General features: G+C 43.9%; 22 protein-coding genes. 14 read left to right on the top strand and 8 right to left on the bottom strand.

From position 1 onward, the window contains the following. The first annotated feature begins 256 nt into the window (after positions 1–256). The 4 genes from Q1A18_RS03280 to rplI all read left to right on the top strand — a co-directional run bounded on the left by Q1A18_RS03280 (position 257) and on the right by rplI (position 2195). Complete coding sequence (locus Q1A18_RS03280) at positions 257–964, top strand: SDR family NAD(P)-dependent oxidoreductase (protein ID WP_299577339.1); 708 nt, start codon at positions 257–259, stop codon at positions 962–964. A 137-nt stretch (positions 965–1101) separates the two neighbouring features. Then, positions 1102–1455, top strand: coding sequence for a 30S ribosomal protein S6 (gene rpsF / locus Q1A18_RS03275; RefSeq protein WP_299577337.1), 354 nt, complete (start codon positions 1102–1104; stop codon positions 1453–1455). A 3-nt stretch (positions 1456–1458) separates the two neighbouring features. Then, positions 1459–1728 carry a 30S ribosomal protein S18 gene (gene rpsR, locus Q1A18_RS03270; RefSeq protein WP_299577335.1) on the top strand — a complete coding sequence of 90 codons (270 nt, stop codon included), beginning with the start codon at positions 1459–1461 and terminating at the stop codon, positions 1726–1728. 17 nt (positions 1729–1745) lie between these two features. After that, positions 1746–2195: a 50S ribosomal protein L9 gene (gene rplI / locus Q1A18_RS03265; protein ID WP_299577333.1), complete on the top strand. Its 450-nt coding sequence runs from the start codon at positions 1746–1748 to the stop codon at positions 2193–2195. Positions 2196–2305: 110 nt separating this feature from the next. On the opposite strand, the gene Q1A18_RS03260 is transcribed toward rplI, so the two are convergent. Continuing rightward, on the bottom strand, positions 2306–3025 hold the full coding sequence (locus tag Q1A18_RS03260; protein ID WP_299577331.1) for a cytidylate kinase-like family protein: 720 nt from the start codon (positions 3023–3025) through the stop codon (positions 2306–2308). Positions 3026–3185: 160 nt separating this feature from the next. Between Q1A18_RS03260 and Q1A18_RS03255 the strand changes: the two genes are divergently transcribed. After that, a complete protein-coding gene (locus tag Q1A18_RS03255; protein ID WP_299577329.1) occupies positions 3186–4232 on the top strand; it encodes a Gfo/Idh/MocA family oxidoreductase in 1047 nt (348 codons plus the stop codon). Positions 4233–4236: 4 nt separating this feature from the next. Here the strand turns inward: Q1A18_RS03255 and Q1A18_RS03250 are convergent, their stop codons facing one another. Both Q1A18_RS03250 and Q1A18_RS03245 read right to left on the bottom strand, forming a co-directional pair. Next, the gene (locus tag Q1A18_RS03250) at positions 4237–5166 is read right to left on the bottom strand and encodes a DUF6807 family protein (protein ID WP_299577327.1); all 930 of its coding nucleotides are present in this window, start codon (positions 5164–5166) and stop codon (positions 4237–4239) included. Between the two features lie 124 nt (positions 5167–5290). Then, positions 5291–7279: a peptidase U32 family protein gene (locus tag Q1A18_RS03245; RefSeq protein WP_299577325.1), complete on the bottom strand. Its 1989-nt coding sequence runs from the start codon at positions 7277–7279 to the stop codon at positions 5291–5293. A gap of 187 nt (positions 7280–7466) precedes the next feature. On the opposite strand from Q1A18_RS03245, the gene Q1A18_RS03240 reads away from it, so the two are divergent. The 8 genes from Q1A18_RS03240 (at position 7467) to Q1A18_RS03205 (ending at position 17789) form a co-directional block, all read left to right on the top strand. Next, positions 7467–8642, top strand: coding sequence for an AAA family ATPase (locus tag Q1A18_RS03240; protein WP_299577304.1), 1176 nt, complete (start codon positions 7467–7469; stop codon positions 8640–8642). An 88-nt stretch (positions 8643–8730) separates the two neighbouring features. Beyond that, a complete protein-coding gene (gene nifJ, locus Q1A18_RS03235) occupies positions 8731–12291 on the top strand; it encodes a pyruvate:ferredoxin (flavodoxin) oxidoreductase (protein WP_299577302.1) in 3561 nt (1186 codons plus the stop codon). 437 nt (positions 12292–12728) lie between these two features. Then, on the top strand, positions 12729–13640 hold the full coding sequence (locus Q1A18_RS03230; protein ID WP_299577300.1) for a glutaminase: 912 nt from the start codon (positions 12729–12731) through the stop codon (positions 13638–13640). A gap of 89 nt (positions 13641–13729) precedes the next feature. Beyond that, positions 13730–14077 carry a hypothetical protein gene (locus Q1A18_RS03225; RefSeq protein WP_299577297.1) on the top strand — a complete coding sequence of 116 codons (348 nt, stop codon included), beginning with the start codon at positions 13730–13732 and terminating at the stop codon, positions 14075–14077. Positions 14078–15336: 1259 nt separating this feature from the next. Beyond that, positions 15337–15747, top strand: coding sequence for a hypothetical protein (locus Q1A18_RS03220; protein ID WP_299577295.1), 411 nt, complete (start codon positions 15337–15339; stop codon positions 15745–15747). A gap of 345 nt (positions 15748–16092) precedes the next feature. Further along, positions 16093–16437 (top strand): hypothetical protein, encoded by a 345-nt coding sequence (locus Q1A18_RS03215; protein ID WP_299577293.1) that lies wholly within the window; start codon positions 16093–16095, stop codon positions 16435–16437. Positions 16438–16544: 107 nt separating this feature from the next. After that, a complete protein-coding gene (locus Q1A18_RS03210) occupies positions 16545–17120 on the top strand; it encodes a Crp/Fnr family transcriptional regulator (protein WP_299577291.1) in 576 nt (191 codons plus the stop codon). Positions 17121–17177: 57 nt separating this feature from the next. Continuing rightward, positions 17178–17789, top strand: coding sequence for a hypothetical protein (locus Q1A18_RS03205; protein ID WP_299577289.1), 612 nt, complete (start codon positions 17178–17180; stop codon positions 17787–17789). 84 nt (positions 17790–17873) lie between these two features. On the opposite strand, the gene Q1A18_RS03200 is transcribed toward Q1A18_RS03205, so the two are convergent. The 3 genes from Q1A18_RS03200 to Q1A18_RS03190 all read right to left on the bottom strand — a co-directional run bounded on the left by Q1A18_RS03200 (position 17874) and on the right by Q1A18_RS03190 (position 21072). Next, positions 17874–19265 carry an FAD-binding oxidoreductase gene (locus Q1A18_RS03200; RefSeq protein ID WP_299577287.1) on the bottom strand — a complete coding sequence of 464 codons (1392 nt, stop codon included), beginning with the start codon at positions 19263–19265 and terminating at the stop codon, positions 17874–17876. A 110-nt stretch (positions 19266–19375) separates the two neighbouring features. After that, positions 19376–19750 carry a group 1 truncated hemoglobin gene (locus Q1A18_RS03195; protein WP_299577285.1) on the bottom strand — a complete coding sequence of 125 codons (375 nt, stop codon included), beginning with the start codon at positions 19748–19750 and terminating at the stop codon, positions 19376–19378. Positions 19751–19962: 212 nt separating this feature from the next. Next, on the bottom strand, positions 19963–21072 hold the full coding sequence (locus Q1A18_RS03190; protein ID WP_299577283.1) for a nickel-binding protein: 1110 nt from the start codon (positions 21070–21072) through the stop codon (positions 19963–19965). Here Q1A18_RS03190 and Q1A18_RS03185 point away from each other — a divergent pair, their 5' ends adjacent. After that, positions 21073–21300 (top strand): hypothetical protein, encoded by a 228-nt coding sequence (locus Q1A18_RS03185; protein WP_299577281.1) that lies wholly within the window; start codon positions 21073–21075, stop codon positions 21298–21300. On the opposite strand, the gene Q1A18_RS03180 is transcribed toward Q1A18_RS03185, so the two are convergent. Both Q1A18_RS03180 and Q1A18_RS03175 read right to left on the bottom strand, forming a co-directional pair. Further along, positions 21283–21498: a hypothetical protein gene (locus Q1A18_RS03180; protein ID WP_299577279.1), complete on the bottom strand. Its 216-nt coding sequence runs from the start codon at positions 21496–21498 to the stop codon at positions 21283–21285. The two genes, Q1A18_RS03185 and Q1A18_RS03180, sit on opposite strands and share 18 nt — an antisense overlap. 146 nt (positions 21499–21644) lie before the next feature. Next, positions 21645–23087 carry an arylsulfatase gene (locus Q1A18_RS03175; RefSeq protein ID WP_299577277.1) on the bottom strand — a complete coding sequence of 481 codons (1443 nt, stop codon included), beginning with the start codon at positions 23085–23087 and terminating at the stop codon, positions 21645–21647. Between the last annotated feature and the right edge of the window lie 7 nt (positions 23088–23094).

Here is a 23094-nt window from a genome sequence, read left to right as displayed (position 1 = left end):
AGCGCTACCGAATAAGTCAATGGCTTTTCAGGAATAGGAATTGCGGATTCCTTCCAGTAAGACAATCAATTATTAAACCATGAAAGCACATCGAAAGGATTCGCCCTGGCACGAGCTCTTCATTTCACTTTATACGCACGTCGCTACTGGCAATCGACCTGGCAGCAAAAATCCTCGTTTAAATAGGTCTTCAGTTTTCACCGCAACAACTATCTTTGATGGCGGTTAATTCTTTTAACTAAAAAAATAAATGCACATGAATGTATTGATTACCGGAACAAGTTCTGGATTGGGAGATGGTTTAGCCAAACACTACCTCAATGCAGGATGGCAAGTCTATGGCATCAGCCGTAAGGGCAACCCCGAACTGGAGGCTCATCCTCAGTTTCACTTTCTCGCCCATGACTTATCAAAACTGGAAGAAACCCCAGACCGATTAGCCGGCTTCATTGAATTGATCGACACCTTTGACTTGGTCATCCTAAATGCCGGAATCTTAAATGAAATCAAAGACTTGCACAACACCCGGCTGGACGAAATTAAACATGTAATGGATGTTAACGTGTGGGCCAACAAAGTTTTAATTGATGTATTAGCCGACCAGGTTGCTGAGGTCAGGCAGGTAGTAGCCATTTCTTCTGGGGCTTCGGTAAGCGGAGCACGTGGCTGGAATGCCTACTCCCTGTCAAAAGCAACATTGAATATGTTGATTAGCCTTTATTCCAAGGAGTTTCCGGACACACACTTTTGTGCTTTGGCTCCCGGTTTAATTGATACCGGCATGCAAGATTACATCTACAACTTGCCCGATGAGGAGGCGTTTCCGGTTGTAAAACGACTGAAAAAAGCCAAGGGTACCGACCAAATGCCTGATGGCAAAAAAGCCGCTCAAAAAATTGCGGATGCGATTGAAAAAATAAGAAAAATGGAAAGTGGTAGTTTTCAGGATGTCCGAACAATCTAAAACCAGCTCGCCAACAAGAAACTAGCCCCATTAAATCAATCGCAAAAATGCTTTGTATACTCACAAATAATTTCTAATTTTGCGCGTCCATATTTTATGGATTATAGAATTTTAATGTTTAATAAATTAGATGTTTTATGAAAAACCAGTATGAAACCGTTTTCATTGCAACTCCCGTTTTATCTGACGTACAGATAAAGGAAGCGGTAAGTAAGTTCAGAGACATCATCACCCAAGACGGTGGCGAGATTGTCAATGAAGAGGACTGGGGATTACGCAAATTAGCTTATCCCATTCAGAAAAAGAGCACCGGTTTTTATCACTTGATCGAATTCAAGGCTGAGCCTTCTTTGATTGAGAAGTTAGAAACCCAGTACAGACGCGACGAGCGTATCATTCGTTTCCTGACTTTCAGACAGGATAAATATGCTGCTGAGTACAGTGAGAAGAGAAGAAATAACTTGAAAGCTAAAACTGAAAAGGAGAAATAAGCTATGGCTAACAATCAAAGTGAAATCAGGTACCTGACTCCCCCGTCAGTTGAAATTAAAAAGAAAAAGTATTGCCGCTTTAAAAAGAACAAAATCAAATACGTGGATTACAAAGATCCTGAGTTTTTGAAAAAATTCTTGAATGAGCAAGGTCGTATTCTTCCACGTCGTATCACTGGTACTTCGTTGAAATACCAACGCAAAGTGGCCAGAGCCGTAAAAAGAGCTCGTCATTTAGCAATGCTGCCCTACTTAACAGATATGTTGAAATAATTTAAAGATTGAAGATAATGGAAATCATTTTATTACAAGATATTCAGAATTTAGGGAGCAAAGACGATTTAGTAACTGTAAAAGATGGCTACGGTCGCAATTTCCTGATCCCTAAAAAAATGGCGATTGTCGCCACTGAATCAGCTAAAAAAGTATTGGCTGAAAACATCAAACAACGCGCTCACAAAGAAGCTAAATTGAAAGATGAAGCTTTGGCTATTGCTGAAAAACTGCAAGGTAAGCAAGTTGTTATTGCAACTAAAACAAGTGCAACCGGTAAAATCTTCGGTTCTGTTAATACCATTCAGTTAGCTGAAGCGATTAACAAAAAAGGATTCGAAATTGACCGGAAGCAAATCAAAATTGCTGAAGACAGCATCAAAGAAATCGGTAAATACACGGCCAAAATCAAACTGCACAAAGAAGTTGTTGTTGATTTTGACTTTGAAGTAATTACTGAAGAGTAATCTAGTTTTACACACACATCAGACACATTTTTTCAAACAGACAGATAAAAAGCCATCTTGCAGTCGCAAGATGGCTTTTCTCTTTTAAACCTAACCTTTTCTTATAAACCTCACTCATTTTCGTGACTAACAATCATCCGTTTGTTTTTCATGATATTAATAACCGCGTCCACAATATAATCGTCCTGCATGGTGGCATAATTGAAAATCAAATCAAAATCGCAGTTATTCATTTTTCGCCCATTCACATGTTCAACAAATAAATCCCGCTGCCGGTCAATTTCCAGCACATACTCCTGAGCATCGCTTTTGGTCATGTTACTTACCTGCATAATCCGGTTGATCCGCCAATCCAGGGGTGCCTGCAACCGAATACTCAACTTCTGAGAAACATCACGAGCGATAGAACTTGCAGCTCTTCCTACAATAATAAAATTGCCAACCTCGGCAATGCGCAAAATAACATCTCTTACCGTATCAATAACCGCCTGGTCGTCGGCCTCGTAAATTTTCTCCACCGAAAACGCCGTGGTTACTTCGTGTAATTGCGTTTTCACCTCCGATAAAAAGACATTTTTTATCTGCCCCGGATCCATTTCCAGCTCCATTGCAGCTTCCTCAATAATCTCTTTGCTCACCCACTTCCACTCCACATTGGTACTGTTTTCGGCCCGGTAACTGTACCCCGAGAGAATTTTGGCCAACTTGATTGCAATTGGCTTGGCCGAGCAACCACACTCGCGCGAGATCATAATCACTGGTCCGGGATACTTCGTTTTCTTTTCCTGAGCCGTTGATGCTGCCAAATAGTTACTTAGAAAGTTTTTCATAGTCAAAAATTTTAAAGTGGCCCTTAAACACAATTAAAGCTACAACCTGAAATTCAAAAAAGTTTCAAAACCTGCTCTACAATAGTTGATTTCGCTCATGTTTTACAACTACTCTACACAACATGAAACATTTTAGTATTTTCGCCTAAAACTTATTCGAATGGGAAAAACAATCCAGACAGCGCTCGCCTCTTTTGGGATGTCAGGCATGGTGTTTCACGGGCCAAGCCTGAAAGCAAATCCAAACTTTAACGTTCATTCAATTTTAGAACGAACCAAGAATCAATCCATCAAAGATTACCCCCAGGCTCGCATTGTCAGAAGCTTTGAGGAGTTAATCCATCAGTCCGAAGTTGATTTGGTCATTATCAATACACCCGATCGGTTTCATTACCCAATGTGCAAGCAGGCACTGGAAGCGGGCAAGCATGTCATTGTTGAAAAACCATTTACCCAAACCGTTGAGCAGGCAAATGAATTGATTCAACTGGCCCAAAAGCACAACCGCCTACTGTCAGTTTATCAAAACCGGCGTTGGGACAATGATTTTCTGACAGTGAAAAAAATACTGAACGAAGGTATGCTTGGACGCCTGGTGGAATTCGAGTCGCATTTTGACCGCTACCGCAATTTTATTCAGGAAGGAACTTGGAAAGAGGCCGGCGATAAACGCCACGGCGTCTTGTTCAACCTGGGCTCACACCTCCTTGACCAGGTTGTTCAGCTTTTTGGCCTTCCTAAATCCCTTACTGCTCATCTGGACATCCTACGTACCAGCGGAGAGGTGAATGACTATTTTGATATTCGCATGCAATACCCCGATTTTGCAGCCATACTCAAATCATCGTACTTGGTTCGCGAGCCGGGGCCACGTTTCAGTCTGCACGGCATGCTTGGCTCCTTTCATAAATGGGGAATTGATCCGCAGGAAGAACTGCTAAAAGCCGGGCATTTGCCCAATGAAGCACATTGGGGCACTGAGCCCAAAGCATACTGGGGACAACTAAATACGGAGTGGAACGGACTAAACATTAAAGGTACCATTGAAACCCTGCCAGGCAACTATAACTCCTACTATGAAAACATATACGATGTGTTAACCAACGGAGCAGAATTGGCTGTAAAACCAGAGGAAAGCCGTGATGTGATTCAACTGCTGGATTATTGCCTGCAAAGCCACGAAGAGAAACGAACAATCTTCCTGTAAGCTCTTAGTTCCATTGTAATTTCTGAAGCGCTTTCAATACACGCCCTTCATTGATTTTTCCGGAATAAAGAACAACTGCATAACGCAACACGGTGGGATTAATCGTTGAAATCGAGACAGGTATTCGTCCCGGCCATACGGCATTTTGCATGCTGCTTTGACTACGTAAAATCCAGCTTTGGGCTGTTTCAAAATCGTTTTCAGAATAAATCAGCATTCCTCCCTGGCCGCCATTTTTAGCCATTGAACCTTTTATATGCATCAGTTTTCCGGCTTCAACCGCTTCTTTTTGGGGTTGCACTGCTCCATTTTCCGAAGAAAAAGTAACATCTTCCGGAAGCTTGATACGAGTTGAAAATCCGCCATAGCCTTTCACATCATCCGATCCCCCCAACGCAACCCCATCGGTCAAGGCTTTTAACTGAATTTCAAACTGAATGATCCGGTAGTTTTTGGACTGCTGATGAAAATGCACTTTGGTACTTTCTTCCACAAAAGCCGTTGCTCCTTCCTTGTAATTCGGAGATTTCCATTCCACTCGGGTTTTCAGTGTTCCCAAGTCCGGCGAAGGACGAACAAATTCGACCGATCTTACATCATGAATAAAATCCTTCAACTCCCATTGATCTGCAATGGACTCGCCTTCGATCAAAATCTGATGCCAGGCCCAAAAAATTCCGCGATGATGAATATGGTCTTTCGGAGAATTCTCCGTCAGCACCGTCCCATCCGGCAAATAAACAGGGTGGAAATAGTTGGTACGCCCTTTGTCCAGATTCATCGCCGGAGCTTCTTTCACGTAAAAGGCAATTTTCTTTTTCCCATCGGTAAATAGAATCCCCTCATCTACCCGCTCCATGCTGATTTGAGCAAAAACCGGGCAACCCAACAAAAGACCAACAATTAGCAGGCTTAAAAATTTCGATTTATTCATGTTTAGTTCATCGTCTTAGTTAGTGCTCTCAGTAAATTGGCTGACTAAGATATAAAATTGCCTAATGGCAAAGCCAGTTTCAGCCCCAATATTTTACAAAACATGAAAAACCGATAAATACTGCCTACTGCAAACCCTTTTTAAAATTGAAGGTTGTTGATGGCTGATACTGCTCTGAAAACCGGTATTTTGTCAAAATCTTTTTAATGATATGTTTCGACGGTTTTTCGTGGCTTAAATCAATCATAAAGTTGGAAAATCCTTCCTTCACCAACTGACTTTTGTATTGCAAAAGACTCACAGGAAAATCGGGTGTTACCACCGTAATCCCGTCTTTGTTTGTTTTCTGAAAGGTTTTGTTGGTATCATCCACAAATTGGTTGTCATCATTGGCAACCTGCACTGGCATGCGCGAATAAAACAACTCCGGATAAGCATGAAGCAGCACAATTCCCTGCTTATTTTGCATGGTTTTCAGGTTGTCAAAGTCATTTTCAATGGGATAACAAAAGTTACGGATACGGGTTTCGTTCAGCATTTTGGCTGCGGCATCATTATACACATACACATTTTCGTTGCTGCTCACCTGGCTGTCCTTTGACAACAATAGTTTTTGCGACAGGTGACTGATAAAGAATTGACGAATCCCTTGCGATTCAATCCGTTGAACCAACTTTCGATAAATATCCAGGTGTTCTTCCGAAATAAATTTCGGCAACTCAATGTACAATTTATGCTTGTTTTGCTGAATGAACCGGAGCGAAAAATCAAAGCTTTCCAGATCTTTACGCGTGAAAGACAAAATCACACCATCAGCTTCTTCCATCCGTAGCTTGCGTAACCAGTCCGGCTGGTCAACCCGAATAAATAAGCGGGATTTCGAAGGCCGGGATTTGATGAGCAACTGCTGACGAAACTTCTTTTTCTCGCCATACGGAAGCGCTTTCATACGTGCATGTGGCAGATTGGCAAATTTGCCGGGAAAACGCTGTTCGCGACGCCCCACCCAAAACAACTCATCTCCCACATGAAGCTTTTCCTGACCGGTAAAGGTAAATGAATAGCAATCATCATCAAGGTTCAAGTCGCGTAACTTGACGTTGACTGTGCTGTCATCCTTCACATTCCGAATACGAATGCGGTCGCCTTCCTTCATTTCGGTTGTCGATTCAAACATCACCTTGTCCTTGCTTAATGCCTTGATAAATCCGATGGAAATTCCGGTATTTGAAGTATCGGTAATGCCATCCTTCACATCTTTCCCCAGGAAATAGGCTATCTTTTCACGACCAAAATCCAACTTCAACAGCTCTTCGGCTTCCGCCTTCTTTTCCGGATGATCAATCGCCATGCGATAGGCTTTGGCTACCCGAAAAACGTAATCCGCCGACTTCATACGGCCTTCCACCTTTAATGAACGGATGCCCAGCTCTTTTAGTTTTTCCAGGTTGGGCAACTGCTGGTTATCTTTCAGGTTGAATAAGAATTTACTTTGCTGGTTGTCCTGGTAAATGCGGCGACATGGCTGGGCGCACAGCCCCCGGTTAGCGCCACGCCCCCCCAGGTAACTGCTAAAAAAGCAGAGTCCGGAAAACGAATAGCACAAAGCACCGTGCACAAACAGTTCCAGCTCGGTTTTCGAGCGTCCGGCAATGTTTGTCAGTTCGGTCATTGTCAGCTCACGGGCCAAAATCACCCGGGCAATTTTCTTTTGCTCCGAAAAATCAACGCCCAGCGAGTTGTGATTCCCCATTTGCGTACTGGCATGAATCACCAGCTTTGGGAAGCGCAAGCGCGCAATATAATACAAACCCCAATCCTGAATAATAATAGCATCAACACCGGCACGCTCCAGAAAAGTCAGCACATCCAGCAAATCATCAATTTCCTTGTTTTTGATAACAGTATTGAGCGTCACGTAAATTTTCACCTTTCGCTTTTTAGCCTCCTGCAAAGCAGCAAGCAAATGACTTTCGCTGAAGTTGGTGGCACGACCTCGTGCATTAAAATTCCGCATGCCAAGATAAATGGCATCAGCGCCAGCTTCTAAAGCAGCGTAAAAAGCCTCCGTGTTTCCGGCCGGTAAAAGTAATTCAGGTTTTGGTTGATGCATGATAATTTCAAATTTGTGCAAAAATAGGGATAATCTTTACTAGCCCTAGAATTTATGGTCCAGAAGCTTATTCAGGCGCTTATTTTTACCAATTATAAATTACACAATCCACATGAAATTGTTATCTCCAGATTGCAAAAAATAAAACTTACTGCTTACTTTTGTTTGCAGAAATTAAGATTTAGCCGTGGAAAACCTCATACAAATTCATCAGACACTATTTGAACAACCGCGTAAGACCATCCGACGTGAATTACTCGATGAAATTGACTGGTCTCACCGCCTTATTTGTATTAAAGGATTCCGTGGTGTGGGCAAAACAACCTTTTTGCACAACCTGGTAAGGGAAAAATACCTGGAGGACAAATCCTGCCTGTATGTAAGCCTGAACAACTTCTATTTTACCCGCAGAAAGATTTACAACTTTGCCGATGAATTCTACAAGAAGGGTGGCAAAGTGCTTATCCTCGATCAAATTCACAAATACCCGGAGTGGTCAAAAGAACTACGCGCCTGTTATGACGACATGCCCGAGTTGAAAATTGTTTTCTCGGCATCACCTGTTTTACGGGTTATTGAAGGCAACACTCACCTTAAAAACATTATTAAAGTATATCATCTGGAAGGTTTGTCTTTCAGAGAATACCTGAATTATCGCGGGAAATTTGAGTTCCCACAATATACGTTGGATGAGATCATCACCAACCACCAGCAAATTGCCCAGGAAATAACCAACCAGGTAAAACCCCTGGCGTATTTTGAAGAGTACCTTCAAATCGGTTTTTATCCGTATTTCCTGAACAACAAACCGTTTTACAATGAAACGCTGCTCAAGCACGTTAACCTGGCACTGGAGCTGGATGTGACTTACCTCAACCAAATTGAGTTAAAGTACTTGCCCAAGCTTCGCAAGTTGTTGCAGATTATTGTAAGCGAAGTACCATTTTCGCCCAACATCAGTAAAATCAGCAACGATGTGGAAACCTCACGCGCCACGGTGATGAACTATTTGCGCTACCTGAAGAATGCACGTCTAATCAACATGCTTTTCTCCAACGGGGGCGATGATCAACTAAAAAAGCCGGATTTGGTCTACGCGCATAACACCAACATTTTATTTGCCGTAGAACCCAATAACATTACAAACCGAAACCTGCGCACCACCTTTTTTTACAACCAGGTGGGCTATCGGCACGACATAAAAAGCTCGGACAAAGCCGATTTTAAAGTCAACGACAACTACCACTTTATCGTGGGAGGGAAATATACAGAACCAGAAAAAGAAACTTATGCAGCTGCCGACATGATTGAAGAAGGCAGCGGGAATAAAATCCCCTTATGGCTGTTCGGATTTTTATACTAGCCGCGAGTTGCTTGTTTCTGATTGGGTTTTGAAACATGGAATTTGAAATTAGAATTAGAATATACATCTGAAATTTAACTTGAATAAAATGGCAAAAGAAAAAAAATTCATTACATGTGACGGAAACTATGCGGCAGCGCATATGAGTTACATGTTTAGCGAAGTTGCCTGTATCTATCCCATTACGCCATCATCAACCATGGCTGAATATGTGGATGAATGGGCTGCAAAAGGAAAGAAAAACCTGTTTGGCCGTCCGGTGCGTTTGGCTGAAATGCAAAGTGAAGGTGGTGCCGCTGGTGCTGTTCACGGAGCACTTCAATCAGGTGCATTGACTTCAACTTACACGGCTTCTCAAGGATTGTTGCTAATGATCCCTAACATGTATAAAATTGCTGGTGAATTGTTACCGACTGTTTTCCATGTTAGTGCCCGTGCCCTGGCCGGACATGCGTTGTCAATCTTCGGAGACCACTCTGACGTTTACGCTGCCCGTCAAACTGGATTTGCCATGTTGGCTGCCGGTTCTGTTCAGGAAGAAATGGACCTGGCTGGTGTCTCTCACCTGGCAACACTAAAATCACGCGTTCCATTCCTGTCATTCTTTGACGGATTCCGTACTTCACACGAAATTCAAAAAATTGAAGTGATCGATCAGGAAGACATCCGCCCATTGATTGATTACGATGCCCTGCAAGCATTCCGCGACCGTGCGTTGAATCCTGAGTCTCCATTGACTCGTGGTACAGCTCAAAACCCGGATATTTTCTTCCAGGCTAAAGAAGCTTCAAACCCATTCTACGATGCCGTTCCTGATATCGTAAATGAGTACATGCAAGAAATTTCAAAACTGACCGGACGTCAGTATCACCCATTCACTTACTACGGTGCTGAAGATGCTGAAGATATCATCATTGCGATGGGATCAGTTACTGAGACTATCAAAGAAACAATCGACCACTTGGCTGCTCAAGGCAAAAAAGTTGGTTTGTTGTCTGTTCACCTGTACCGTCCGTTCAGTGCAAAATATTTCATGAACGTATTGCCTGCAAGCGTTAAGCGTATTGCCGTACTTGACCGCAGCAAAGAGCCGGGAGCAAATGGCGAGCCATTGTACCTGGATATTAAAGACTTGTTCTACGGAAAAGAAAATGCGCCTGTTATTGTTGGTGGACGTTACGGATTGGGATCAAAAGATACCACTCCTTCACAAATCATCGCTGTTTACGAAAACCTGGAAATGGCAGAGCCTAAAAACGGCTTTACCTTGGGTATCGTAGATGATGTTACCTTCAAATCACTTCCTTTAAAAGAAGAAGTAAAAGTTTCTCCTGAAGGAATCTACGAAGCTAAATTCTACGGTTTAGGTTCGGATGGTACGGTTGGAGCCAACAAAAACTCCATCAAAATTATCGGTAGTGCAACCGACAAATTCTGCCAGGGATATTTTGAGTATGACTCAAAAAAATCAGGTGGTTTCACTTGTTCTCACCTGCGCTTTGGGGATAGCCCAATCCGTTCAACTTACCTGGTAACAACGCCTGACTTTGTTGCCTGCCACGTTCCTGCCTATGTCAACTTGTACGATGTACTGAAAGGCTTGAAAAAAGGTGGTTCATTCCTATTGAACTCTATTTGGGATGAGGAAGAAACCAAAAAACGTTTGCCAAACGCGATGAAGCGTTACCTGGCTGAAAACGAAATCAAATTCTACATCATCAACGGTACTAAACTGGGTGAAGAATTGGGATTAGGAACTCGTACCAACACCATCATGCAATCGGCTTTCTTCAAAATCACTGGCGTAATTCCTTACGACCAAGCGGTTGAAGAAATGAAAAAAGCCATTGTAAAATCATACGGTGCCAAAGGTGAGAAAATCGTTAACATGAACTTTGCCGCTGTTGAAGCTGGTGGTCAAAACGTAACCAAAGTTGAAGTTCCTACTGAATGGGCTGACATTAAACTGGAAGAAGAAGCTGCTGCTACTGACCGTCCGGAATACATCAGCAAATTTGTGGATGTAATCAACGCTCAAAAAGGAAACGACCTGCCTGTTTCTACCTTCAAAGGGTATGAAGACGGTACGTTTGAGCAAGGAACATCAGCATTCGAAAAACGCGGTATCGCTGTTAACGTTCCTGAGTGGCAAGATGACAACTGTATTCAGTGTAACCAATGTGCTTACGTTTGTCCTCACGCTGCTATTCGTCCATTCCTGATGACTGAAGAGGAAATGGCCAACGCTCCCGAAGGAACAACAACAAAAACAGCTACTCCAACCAAACAATTCCCTGGCTTGAACTTCCGTATTCAGGTTTCAGTTCTTGACTGTACGGGTTGTGGAAACTGTGCCGATGTTTGTCCTTCAAAAGAAAAAGCACTGGTAATGAAGCCTCTTGGAACTCAAGAAGACCAAGTTGCCCGCTGGGAGTACATGGACAAAAAAGTCACTTACAAAGAAAAAGTTGTCGACAAATACAAATCAGTTAAAAACTCACAGTTTGCTCAACCATTGTTTGAGTTCTCCGGAGCTTGTGCTGGTTGTGGTGAAACACCATACATCAAACTGATTACGCAACTTTATGGCGAGCGTATGATGGTTGCCAATGCTACCGGATGTTCTTCAATCTACGGTGGTTCGGCTCCTGCCACGCCATACTGCAAACACAAAGAAAGCGAACAAGGGCCAGCTTGGGCCAACTCATTGTTCGAAGACAATGCCGAGTACGGTTTCGGTATGGCTGAAGGTGTTTCAGCTCAACGCGACCGCATTGAAAGCATCATGAGCGAGGCGCTTCAAAACGGAATTAGTGAAGACGAAAAAGCAGCTTTCACTGCCTGGATTGAAGGTAAAAACGATGCCGAAGCTTCAAAAGAAGCATCAGCAAAAGTGTTGGCTGTACTGGAAGGTAAAGATGCCGATTACGCCAAAGACATCGTTAGCCTGAAAAAATACCTGGTGAAAAAATCCGTTTGGGTATTTGGTGGTGACGGATGGGCTTATGACATCGGTTACGGTGGTTTAGACCACGTATTGGCTTCAGGTGAAGATGTAAACGTATTGGTAATGGATACCGAAGTTTACTCAAACACTGGTGGTCAGGCTTCAAAATCAACTCCGGTTGGTGCCGTTGCTAAATTCGCTTCTTCAGGTAAGAAAATCCGCAAAAAAGACTTGGGTGTAATGGCCATGTCATACGGTTACGTTTACGTGGCACAAGTTGCAATGGGCGCTAACCAGGCTCAATACCTGAAAGCACTTCGCGAAGCGGAAGCTTACCCAGGACCATCCTTAATCATTGCTTATTCTCCATGTATCAACCACGGATTGCGTGCCAGCATGGGCGCTTCTCAGGCTGAAGAGAAAAAAGCAGTTGAAGCAGGTTACTGGTCACTGTACCGCTACAACCCGCTGCACGAAGCTGAAGGCAAAAACCCATTCGTGCTGGATTCAAAAGAACCGGATTGGAGCAAATTCCAGGATTTCTTGAACGGAGAAGTTCGTTATACTTCACTGAAAAAGTCATTCCCGGAACAAGCTGCTGAGCTGTTTAAAGCTTCTGAAGAGAATGCCAAGTGGCGTCACGCTTCTTACAAGCGTTTGGCTGCGATGGATTTCGCTCCGGAATCAGCTGAAGAAAAGTAATACGCAAAAAACCGTTTTACTATACATCAAAAGACCATCTTCCTTCGGGAAGGTGGTTTTTTTTTGTTCGGTGTCGCTCTGTGGTTAAAAAGATTGATGTCAGTTTTCCGTTGTCAATGGTGGTCATTGGTTGTTAGTCGCAGCTATTTTCTTGGTGCTCAAATGGTCAGCTTTTCGGAGATGCGTGCCTTCGTACGTTCGTGACTTCGTGTTCTCCTTCCCTCCCCCTTTGCCCCATGCTCTCTGCTCTCTGCTCTCTGCCCTCTGCCCTCTGCTATCAAGCCCCCCTGCAGGAAGTAGCGGGAAAACATGTGCAAAAATCATCTTTAAAGTGCTGTTGAAAGCTGCGATCGTAATCCCGGTTTTTCTATTTTTAGAAAGCTGTTGCGAGTTACGAAACAGGCTCAGGTTCAAACGTTCATTAAAAACTGAAAAAGGTGTATTTAAACGAAATCATTCAAGAGGTCTTTCATGAAGTAAATTCACTGGAAGCCAAAGGACAGGTTGCCTCTTACATTCCGGAGCTCAAGAAAGTTGAGCCGGAGAAGTTTGGCGTTTATCTTTCAACCATCGACAACACCGGTTTTGGCATTGGCAACTGCTACGAAACATTCTCGATTCAAAGTATTGCCAAAGTCCTTTCGTTAAGCCTGGCCTATCGTATTCTTGGCGAAAAAATCTGGGAACGTCTGGGCGTAGAGCCCTCCGGAACAGCTTTCAATTCATTGATTCAGCTTGAAGTGGAAAATGGCATTCCGCGCAACCCGTTTATTAATGCCGGGGCCTTGGTTATTTCCGACATCCTGCTGAGTCATTTGGAGCATCCCAAGGAAAATTTTCTGGCGTTTATCCGTTCACTAAGCAACAACCGCAAGATTGACTATTCGTCCCGGATAGCCACTTCGGAAAAGCAAGTGGGCTACCGGAATGTGGCTTTGTGTAACCTCATCAAATCGTTTGGAAACATTGAAAACGAACCGGCCGATGTGCTCGACTTTTACTTCAACCTCTGCTCGCTGGAAGTCAATTGCCAGGAGCTTTCCGGCTTATTTTTGTTTCTGGCCAATGACGGTTGCACCTTATCGGGCAGCAGGGTACTCAGCCAAAGCCAATCCAAAAGGGTAAAAGCCTTGATGCAAACCTGTGGGTTCTACGACGAGTCGGGAGAATTTTCATTTAAAGTTGGCCTGCCAGGGAAAAGCGGCGTTGGCGGAGGCATTGTCGCCATTCATCCGAAACACTATGTGATTGCCGTTTGGAGCCCCCGGCTGAACAGCAAAGGAAACTCGTACAAAGGCATGAAGTTTCTCGAGGAATTTACCACCAAATCGCAGCTCTCCATTTTTTAATTCGAATCCCCTGAGCACAATTAGCCCGGCAAGCCCTTGAGCCGTTGTGCCAAAATAATTGCTAAGTTTGCCGTCAAAAATAAAGAAACATGAATATTAGCGGAAACTGGACCTATCGCGAAGATTTTGAATACGGCCAATCAACAGGACAGGTGGAATTTACCCAAACCGGCAATGAGGTTAGCGGCCTGTTTTCGTTTACCGAAGAAGTGGAAAACAACTACCGCATTGAAGTCACGGAAACAGTAAAAGGCACCATGACTGATGGCAGCCTGTTGCTGGAAAGTGTAGCGGTTACCGCCCTGCAAAACGGCGTTCCGATTAGCTATTTACCCAATACCTTCGAAATCCAGCGCATGAGCGAAAACCAAATGGTCGGATCGACCTTCGACAGCGAAGCTGTTTGTGGCGTGTTTGTGCTGGATCGAATCCGTTAATCAAACGGTTCAATCACCGGCCTGCTTCTATTTGGAGTTCTTAGTTATCAGTGCCTGAGTTCATCAGTATCTTGGCGCAAAGCGCATGGAGATCTCAGTTATCTGTTTAGAGCTTCAAATTCCAATTCCGACATTGCGAGAGCAGCAAAACAATCTGTAGGCTATGGTCAGTCTTCAGTTATCGGTTTTCAGTTATCAGATTGTGCGTGAGTTCGTGCGTTCATGACTTCGTGCCTACTGCCTTCTCCCTTCTGCCTGGTTTATCTGCTCTCTTTTCTCCTAACCCATCCGTCCCGGTTCCCGGGCCACCTTCCCTTCGAGAATGGAAGGAAATCCAACCACCAGCGCATGGTTCAATGAGAATAAGTTTTATTGGCTTCCTCCTTTAACCTTTCTACTTGATTCTTTAACCTTTTCACTTCTTTGCGTTCTTAGCGGTTAAAAGGTGATCGCCAGATGTTCAGAGTGTTTGCCGCAAGCCTGCGGCAGCCCAGCCACCAAAATTTTTGGCCTGTTGCAGCGCTGCAGGAGCCAAGCAAATAAGTTTGCTGCCTTGCCGCAGCTGTGCGAGACGTGAGCCAATTTATTTTTTGCTTGCCGCAGCCGTGCGGGAAGCGAGCCAAGAAGTTTGCGAGCCTGTTGCAGCGCTGCAGCAAGCGAGCCAGAACATTTTTTTGCTTGCTGCAGTACTGCGACAAGCGAGCCAACAGATTTTCTGGCTTATTGCACGGCTGCAGGGACCCAAATATCAGCTAGTTACAGCGACCCGCAATTCTATTACGTGCTGAAAGTCACTGATTCCAGCGAAGTTCCGCTGTGGCTTAGCCAAGTCAAAGCTTGGGCAAAGCTTACTGATCGGATGACTCCAAGTCATCTGATCAGTCGCATCACGCGCAAGCCTCCAATACCATCCTATCCATCGTTTGTTTTTCGACCAAACACCTGATTAGTAATATCAATTATTATTACTAATTTAACAGCACGCTATGACGATGATAAATTACTGGAACGTTGGCATTCATGCGAAGTACAAAACAGAAGAGAAACAACGGTTGCTATGTCTCGTCCTAGTGACCGCTACGCTCAAACAAGGGGGAGACCGGGGCTTAAAAAGCCGTTTGATGACTTTAAAATATAAACAGGTAAAACCTTACAATAAAAACCAATTTGGCGTATATAATCAGGTTTTACCTTACAGAAAAAATAGTTACCGCCAATTGTGAAAAGGCAACTTGGCAAGCTAAAATGAAATAATTAAAATGACCATTGACCACATATTTTTAATACTTGCATTGATTCTATTTTTCGGACTGATTTTCGGAAGCGTTTACTTCTTCCCAATTTTCATAACGCTTTTGAGAGGTCGTAGCAATGGACTAAATCTTAATTTCAAACAAGGAAAATTTTTAGTCAAAAATCATTGTGTAAAAAAAGAATTTCTAATTGAAACACATGAGATTTGGAAAATTTATCCCGTTCAACTTGACAAACTAGTGAGTCATTTTCATGCAGGTGGTGACTTGAATAATCTGAGAATTGGAATTTCTGAGATGACAGAAAGAAATAAAGAACCCAATATAAATATGCTGACTGCATTGGATTTAGCAAAACATGACTTGAACAAAGCGGTAGAAAAAGCAGAAAAGAACAATTGGAGATTTGAATTTTAAAAACAACATGGCGGTAACAATGTACATATTGCAAGGCGGGGTTCGGTGGTACGCCAACTGCGGATTCTCGCATCGCAGTTCCGTGTCCTTCGGACAGGAACGCTCTCCGAAATCCGCAAAGACAACTTGCAAGTGACCGCAAGCGGTTATTTTAATATGAATATGGAAACGATAAAGAAGATTAGATATTTCGCAATTTTTAAAGATCGAAACATTGTAGAGTATATTAATTTCGATAGTCCTAGAATGTCTCAAAATGACATATGGTTTCTAATTCGAGACGAATTCAGATTTTTTAAAAATCCTGGAAACGGATTTAATTGGCGAATATCAAACTACATTTTCTTGACACCAGACAAAAAGGAATTTAAATATGAATTCAATAAATGGCTTATTGAAGAGATAGACATCAGTTATGTCAGCAGTAGTAGGATTGATTTCGATATTGTTATTTCAGATCCACAAAATAAGATAAGAAGGATGAAAGAAAATTTCATTCAAAATCGAAAATTTGGACATTTTGATACTCTCGACATTGGACTTATTATTCAATCAATTGATCTTTTCCATTCTATTGCCAAATACAATAATTGGATCGAATTTGATATTCAAATGGAATCAAATAAGCTTCGTCAGGAGAATGAACAACTTAAAGCTAAGATAAAAAAATTAAAAAACAACTGCCGCTAATTAAACGTTCAAGCCGCACTTAGCGAATTACTTAAGTGCGGTGTTGACCTAAACCGCGATTATCGCTGCTCCAAACACCAACAGCCACACCTGACCCCCAATTCGCTATGACCCAAAACGAGATCGTTCATACACTAAGCCAAACTTATTCTCCCCTGTCTGCTGAGTGCCGGAAGGAACTGATGGATAAAATGACCATTTTGTCGCTGCCCAAACACACCTGCCTTGTGCTAGAGGGACAGTATTCTGACAAGACCTTCTACCTCATTGATGGATGCGCCCGCGCTTATTACTTAAAAGACGGGAAAGATATTTCGGATTGGTTTGCTTTTGAAAATGAATTCATAAGCTCCATCATCAGCTTTTTCACCGACACTCCCAGCCCGCATTATATTGAGCTGCTTGAAGATTCAACATTGGTCGCGCTTTCAAAAGACACCATTGATGGCTTATCGAACCAATACCACGACTTTGAACGACTGATTCGGGTGGTGGTTACGCAAACCATGCTGCGTCAACGGGAGCGGATTTCATCGATCCTCTTTCACACGGCCAGTCAGCGGTATGCGCATATTTTAACCAGATATCCGAATATTACTCGTCGAATCCCCTTAACCCACATCGCGTCTTATTTAGGAATAACCCTCGAAACCTTGAGCAGAATCAGAAATCCGAAGAGCTGAATTTGATCTGGATCAAATGACAGGTCGGAAAATGAGCCGACTTTTGCAGGAAAAAAGATGAAACAGGTACATTACATCTCCGGTCTGATCATAACCAGCTTTATCGGGATTCACTTGCTCAACCATTCCCTGAGTGTTTTTGGAATAGATACCTACATTGCTTTTATGGATAAATTCAGGTTGATTTACCGAAGCACCTTGGGAGAAACGCTGCTACTGACAGCCGTTGTCGTTCAAATCATTTCAGGGCTGAAATTGTTCTTTTCAAAACGAAAAACGGTTGCCGGATTCTATGAGAAATTGCAAATCCGCACCGGACTTTATTTGGCCCTATTCCTGGTGATTCATGTTGGCGCCGTTTTAAGCGGCCGCACGCTCCTGAATCTTGATACCAACTTTTATTTTGGCGTGGCCGGCCTGAATTCTTTTCCGTCAAACTTGTTTTTCGTCCCCTATTATGCACTGGCAATCATATCCTTCTTTGGACACCTGGCTGCCATTCATTACCAGAAGATGAAACGTGAGGTCCTGGGCTTCTCCGTAAAACAACAATCCGGATTTATTTTGGCAAGTGGCATAATTCTCACAATGATTATTCTTTACGGATTGACCAACGGCTTGCATGGCGTTGAAATTCCGCAGCCATACCATGTTCTGATTGGGAAGTAGGTAGGCAGACAGCCCGTAAAAAACCTTTCCCCGCCAGCCCAAGCCAGCCAAGAAAGGCTTTTTACCAAGCTTAGGGTGCCTGCCTTAACTGGCCGGCTGTATGTTCTGATTCACCCGGAAGAAATTCGTCGGGTCGTATTTCTTTTTAATCTTCGTCAGCTTGTCGTAATTGTACCGGTAGCTGGCTTTTACTCGCTCCTGCCCTTCATCCATCATAAAGTTGGAATAAGCGCCTCCCAGGGAATACGGGTGCAAGGCTTCCCAATAGTCTTTGCACCATTTGATGATGGTATTGTTATTGGCCGGATTGGTTTCAATACCCACAATAACGCCGGCATACTTGGCATTTCGGTAGGCCCAGGGTGTGGCCTCCTTGCCTACCCGGCCAGCCGCACCACTAATGGGGTACAGGTGCATTTGCGATAGCGGTGTGGGAATGGACGAACCAAATTTCAGGTGCTGACTTCGTGCTTCAGGTCCGAGTTCGTCAAAGAAATCAGCCCGCCAATACCATTGCATGCCAGGCGTCAGCAGTCCGTCAAACATGGTTTGAATGGCCGGATAAGGCATTTCACCCAGATGCTCAAAAAGCGGATTTAGGGCTAATACGGGTTCAAATACGGCTTTGGCCTTGCTCATATCGCCCACATAGCACCAAACCACCGCGCAAAACTGTTTTCCATGCAGATGCTCAGGAAACGGTGGTCCCGGAATAATCATGGTGGCTGCAAACCCATTCAGCTCATCCGGAGCCTGGTGAATAAACTCGTGATACCAGGTCATAATTTCATCGGTCTTTTCAATAGGCCACAAGGTGGGGCCGCCAAAAACTGTTTTTACCGGATGCCCCTGAAATTTGAACGAGGTAACAATTCCGAAGTTGCCGCCACCTCCACGAATGGCCCAAAACAGGTCTTCGTGCTGCTTCTCATTCACCGTCACAAACGAGCCATCAGCCAACACCATATCAGCTTCCAGCAGGTTATCAATCGTAAGTCCGTATTTACGGGATAAATGGCCAACGCCACCACCCAGTGTCAATCCTCCAACACCCGTGGTGGAAATAATGCCGGCAGGAACAGCCAAACCAAAAGGATGGGTCCCATGATCGACTTCTCCCCACAGGTTGCCACCGCCTACACGAACGGTGTTGTCTTCAACATTTACACGAACATATTTGATGCCCGACAGATCCAGAACAACACCATCGTCGCAAAGCCCCAAGCCTCCGGCGTTATGCCCTCCGCCCCGAACGGCTAGCAACAAGTTGTTTTCCCGGCAGAAGTTAACGGTGTAAATTACATCAGCAACATCTACACATTTTACAAAAAGGGCCGGGCGTTTATCAATCATTCCATTATAAACCTTGCGTGTTTCATCGTAGGCTTCATCTTCCGGATGAATAATTTCGCCTCTGATTCCGGCGGAAAATTCATCCATTAAGGTCGGGTCCAAATCTTTGACATGACGTACCATGATGTATTCATTTTTATAAATTACTTACTGGGTGGCAGCGAACCAGAATTGCTTTCTGCTCTGCCTATATTCCGAAGTTGATTACCCCGAACGATAGCCCTTCTGAAGAACTATTGAGCTATGATCATGCCTTTCAATGACCAAAGTACAGCTAACACATCTTTTTGAGTTTCTTCATCAATGGTGTGTTTTTTAAGCGTATCCATAATATCATCCACCGTGTGCATGTATTCTGCCGGGCTAATATTCATACCCTTGTGCGCGGTGGGCATATCGCGACCCGTGTATTTAGCGGGTCCCCCACTCCCTTCGCTGAAAAAATGAACACTGTGTTTCTTAATCTCGGCCAGTTTCCCGGGCGTTTCCAGATAAGGGCGAAAACGAGCAGCAATGGCCGGGTTGTGCATGTGTGCTTCCACGGCATCATCAACAATTCGGGTGATTCCTTCGGTTCCACCCAATCGGTCAAACAAACTTTTACTCATAACTTATTTTGATTTGCGTTACTATTTAGGCTTGCACAGGAGAACTTTTCCGAAAGCAAAACCAGTATAAAACAGCCTCATGCGCAATGAATATCATTAACCAGACAGGCCTGTTTATTCAAAGGTACAACGGGTTAGTACCACGAGGCTATCACATTTGACCCAAATATAAATACATTTAGGTCTTTTTATTTTCTTATAAAAAAAGGGCTTTAATCTGCTACCTGTTGCTGGTAGTCGGATGGCGAAAGGCCATACTTTTTGTGGAAGCACTTGGCAAAGTAAGAAGGGCTGTTGAAACCGGTTTCGTAAGCAATTTCAGAGATGTTTCCGCTCTGCTGGTTGATGAGCCCCAGCGCCTTATTTAACCGGTAATCCCGAACAAAATTATTGGGCGACATGCCCGACAGCGAGATCATTCGGCGATACAGTTGTGAACGACTATAACCCAAATGTCGTCCCAAGTCATCCACATGCAAATCCGGGTTCTGCCAGGTTTCCTCGATGTAATTCATTAGCCGGGTTAAGAACTTTTCATCAGCCGTGCTTAACACTTCAAATAAAGTGACATCAACCGGGACATTCAGCTTTTCGCTTCGGTACAGCTTCTTTACCTCGTGCGACACGACAATCCGGCCATTGGAAATATAAAACATCCGTTCCGCAGCTTTAACTGCTTTTTCAAAAAAGGGTTTATCCTCAGTTAGTGGCACACCAACGCTCATTCCTGTTTTTAGCATGGCCTTCGGACAATTCGCGGTATCGCTCCAGGCTTCAAATTGGCTCTGCACTTCAATGGCACACCAAACAGCTTGCGCTACCGACTTAAAAGAAACAATGAACCGATTACTCTCCTGTCGGGCAATGTTCCCTTCAAAACGGCTAAAAATGTCCTTAAACGAATGCAGGCAGTTTATGGGGTTTCCCCCTTCATGAATCCAAAGGCTGTCGTCCATAAACGTTTCATCAAATCCGGTGATCATGATCGTCCGGAATGCCGGGTCGGCAATAATGTTTAAATCCGCATCCTTTGGTTTCTCCGGATCTTTAATGCGCCCGAGAAAGGATTCTACCACTTCGGCATCTACTTCTATAATCTGATTGGGGACATCGCCATGCGCCTCGGTATGCATATCAATGATGTGTTGTTCAGAAGGAGCTTCAATCAGGCAAAAGGCCATTTTCCGATGCTCATCAAACCAATAGGTTAACCCCCGGCAACCATATTGTTTCTGAATAGCTAAATCTTGCTGGTGTAAGCGGGCAACAACTTCAGCGGTTACCTCGTCCGATACATCGTGGCGATCCATGAAAATTGGCATATGACGCGTATTAAAGGTTGCATGTCTTCATTCAACTTCTTTATACCGCATTTAACGGCAATTTGTTTTAGAAGAATCCGGAATATGAATTTCGGAGCGCTTTATGCCAAAGCGAAGAAAAAAGGGAAAGATCAAATGGTGGGCGAATTTAAAGCCCATTATGCTTCGAACAGCAGCTTATCGGAGCACAAAATGAAGGAAAATAACCGGCTATTGCTCCGGGGCTGATTCCTCTCTGCAACTGACACATATGGTGCGCGCCAAGGCTGCAACAACAATAAAGCTAAGTCCTAAAACCAGGCGGTATTCCGTAAGCGGGTTGCCCGGAATCAGGTTAGTTAAAGCAATGACCAAGGCCAGAAAAATAACCACCAACAAACCCATTAACATATTTCGAAGTGTTTTGCGCTGTTTCTTGTTTAACATCCTTTTTAGCTTAAACCGTTATTGTTATTTGGAACAAAGAAAGCAAAGAGCGGCTTTATAAAGTACCGCTCTTTACTGTATCATTTTTGGGAGCATCTACTTTCAAGATAAAAACATGTTTGAAAGGCTACGGTCCCTTTTGTTTACTATTCGTTTTGCCCGAAAGGAAAAGCTTCAGAAGGAACGCGTGCTTCCTCCAGAATAGCTTGCATTTCGGCAACAATGTCGGGGTGCTGATCCGCAACATTGTCCTCTTCACCAAGGTCTGTTGACAGATCATACAATTCAGTCGTCTGCTTTTCAGCATTAAATACATGATAAGTCACATACTTCCAGTTGCCTTTGCGAATGGCTTGTCGTCCGCCCATTTCATGAAATTCCCAGTAAAGATGATCGTGCTCTTTCTGACTATCTTCACCCAGCAGGGTTGGAAGAAGAGAAATTCCCTGAATGTTTTCCGGAGCCTTTTGGCCTACCATATCGGCAAAAGTAGGCAGCATATCCCAAAATGCCGAAACATGATCAGACTGACTGCCTGCCTGAATTTTTCCGGGCCAGCTGGCAATCATCGGCACCCGAATACCCCCTTCGTATAAATCGCGTTTGTACCCTTTTAACGGGCCATTGCTTTTAAAATAATCCGGATCAGCTCCACCTTCTTTATGCGGACCATTGTCTGAAGTGAAAATAACCAGCGTGTTATCTGCCAGCCCCAGTTCTTCCAGCTTAGCCATGATTTCGCCCACCTGATCATCAAGCAAAGTTACCATAGCGGCGAAAGCAGCATGCGACTCGGGCTGAGAACCATAAGGTCCTTTCCGAAAGCCTTTGCCTCCATCAACCCCTTTGTAATTGCGTTCCGGATCAAATTTACCTCTGAATTTGGCCATGTATTCTTCTGGAGCAAATAGCTCAGCATGTGGAATGATCGAAGGATAATACATAAAGAAAGGTTGCTCTTTATTATCCTCTAAAAAGCGAAGTGCTTCCTGATGAATCAAGTTAGGCGCATAAACGCCTCTGGCTTGTCCGGCATTTTCCTCCAACACCACTTTTTCCTGGTTGCTCCACAAATGATCCGGATAATAGTGATGCCCCAATCGTTGGCAGTTGTATCCATAAAAAACATCAAATCCTTGCTTATTCGGATCGCCTTCTGATCCCGGAAAACCTAAGCCCCACTTACCAAAAGCACCTGTGGTGTATCCTTCTTCCTGCAACATTTTAGCCAAGGTGAAGGTGGTTTCAGGAATGGGATACTGTCCTTCCGGATTGACTTCCCGATTTCCTCGAACAGGCGCATGCCCGGTGTCCATTCCGGTAAGCAAAGAGGAACGAGATGGCGCACACACGGTGGTTCCCGAATAGTGCTGGGTAAAAAGCATCCCCTGGCTGGCCAATCGGTCGATGTTGGGAGTCTGAAATTTCTGCTGTCCGTAACAGCTTAAATCTCCGTAGCCCAAATCATCTGCCAAAATGTAAACGATGTTTGGTTTTGCAGGCTTGTTTTCTTCATTGCCTTGCTTCGCAGACTGACAGGCAGTAAGCGCAGAAAGCGCTGCTAAACCACTTAAAACGAATTGGTTCATAACTGTA

It is taken from the genome of uncultured Sunxiuqinia sp. (assembly GCF_947495665.1).
GTDB classification, from domain to species: Bacteria; Bacteroidota; Bacteroidia; order Bacteroidales; family Prolixibacteraceae; genus Sunxiuqinia; species Sunxiuqinia rutila.
This window is presented reverse-complemented; position numbering and strand designations above follow the sequence as displayed.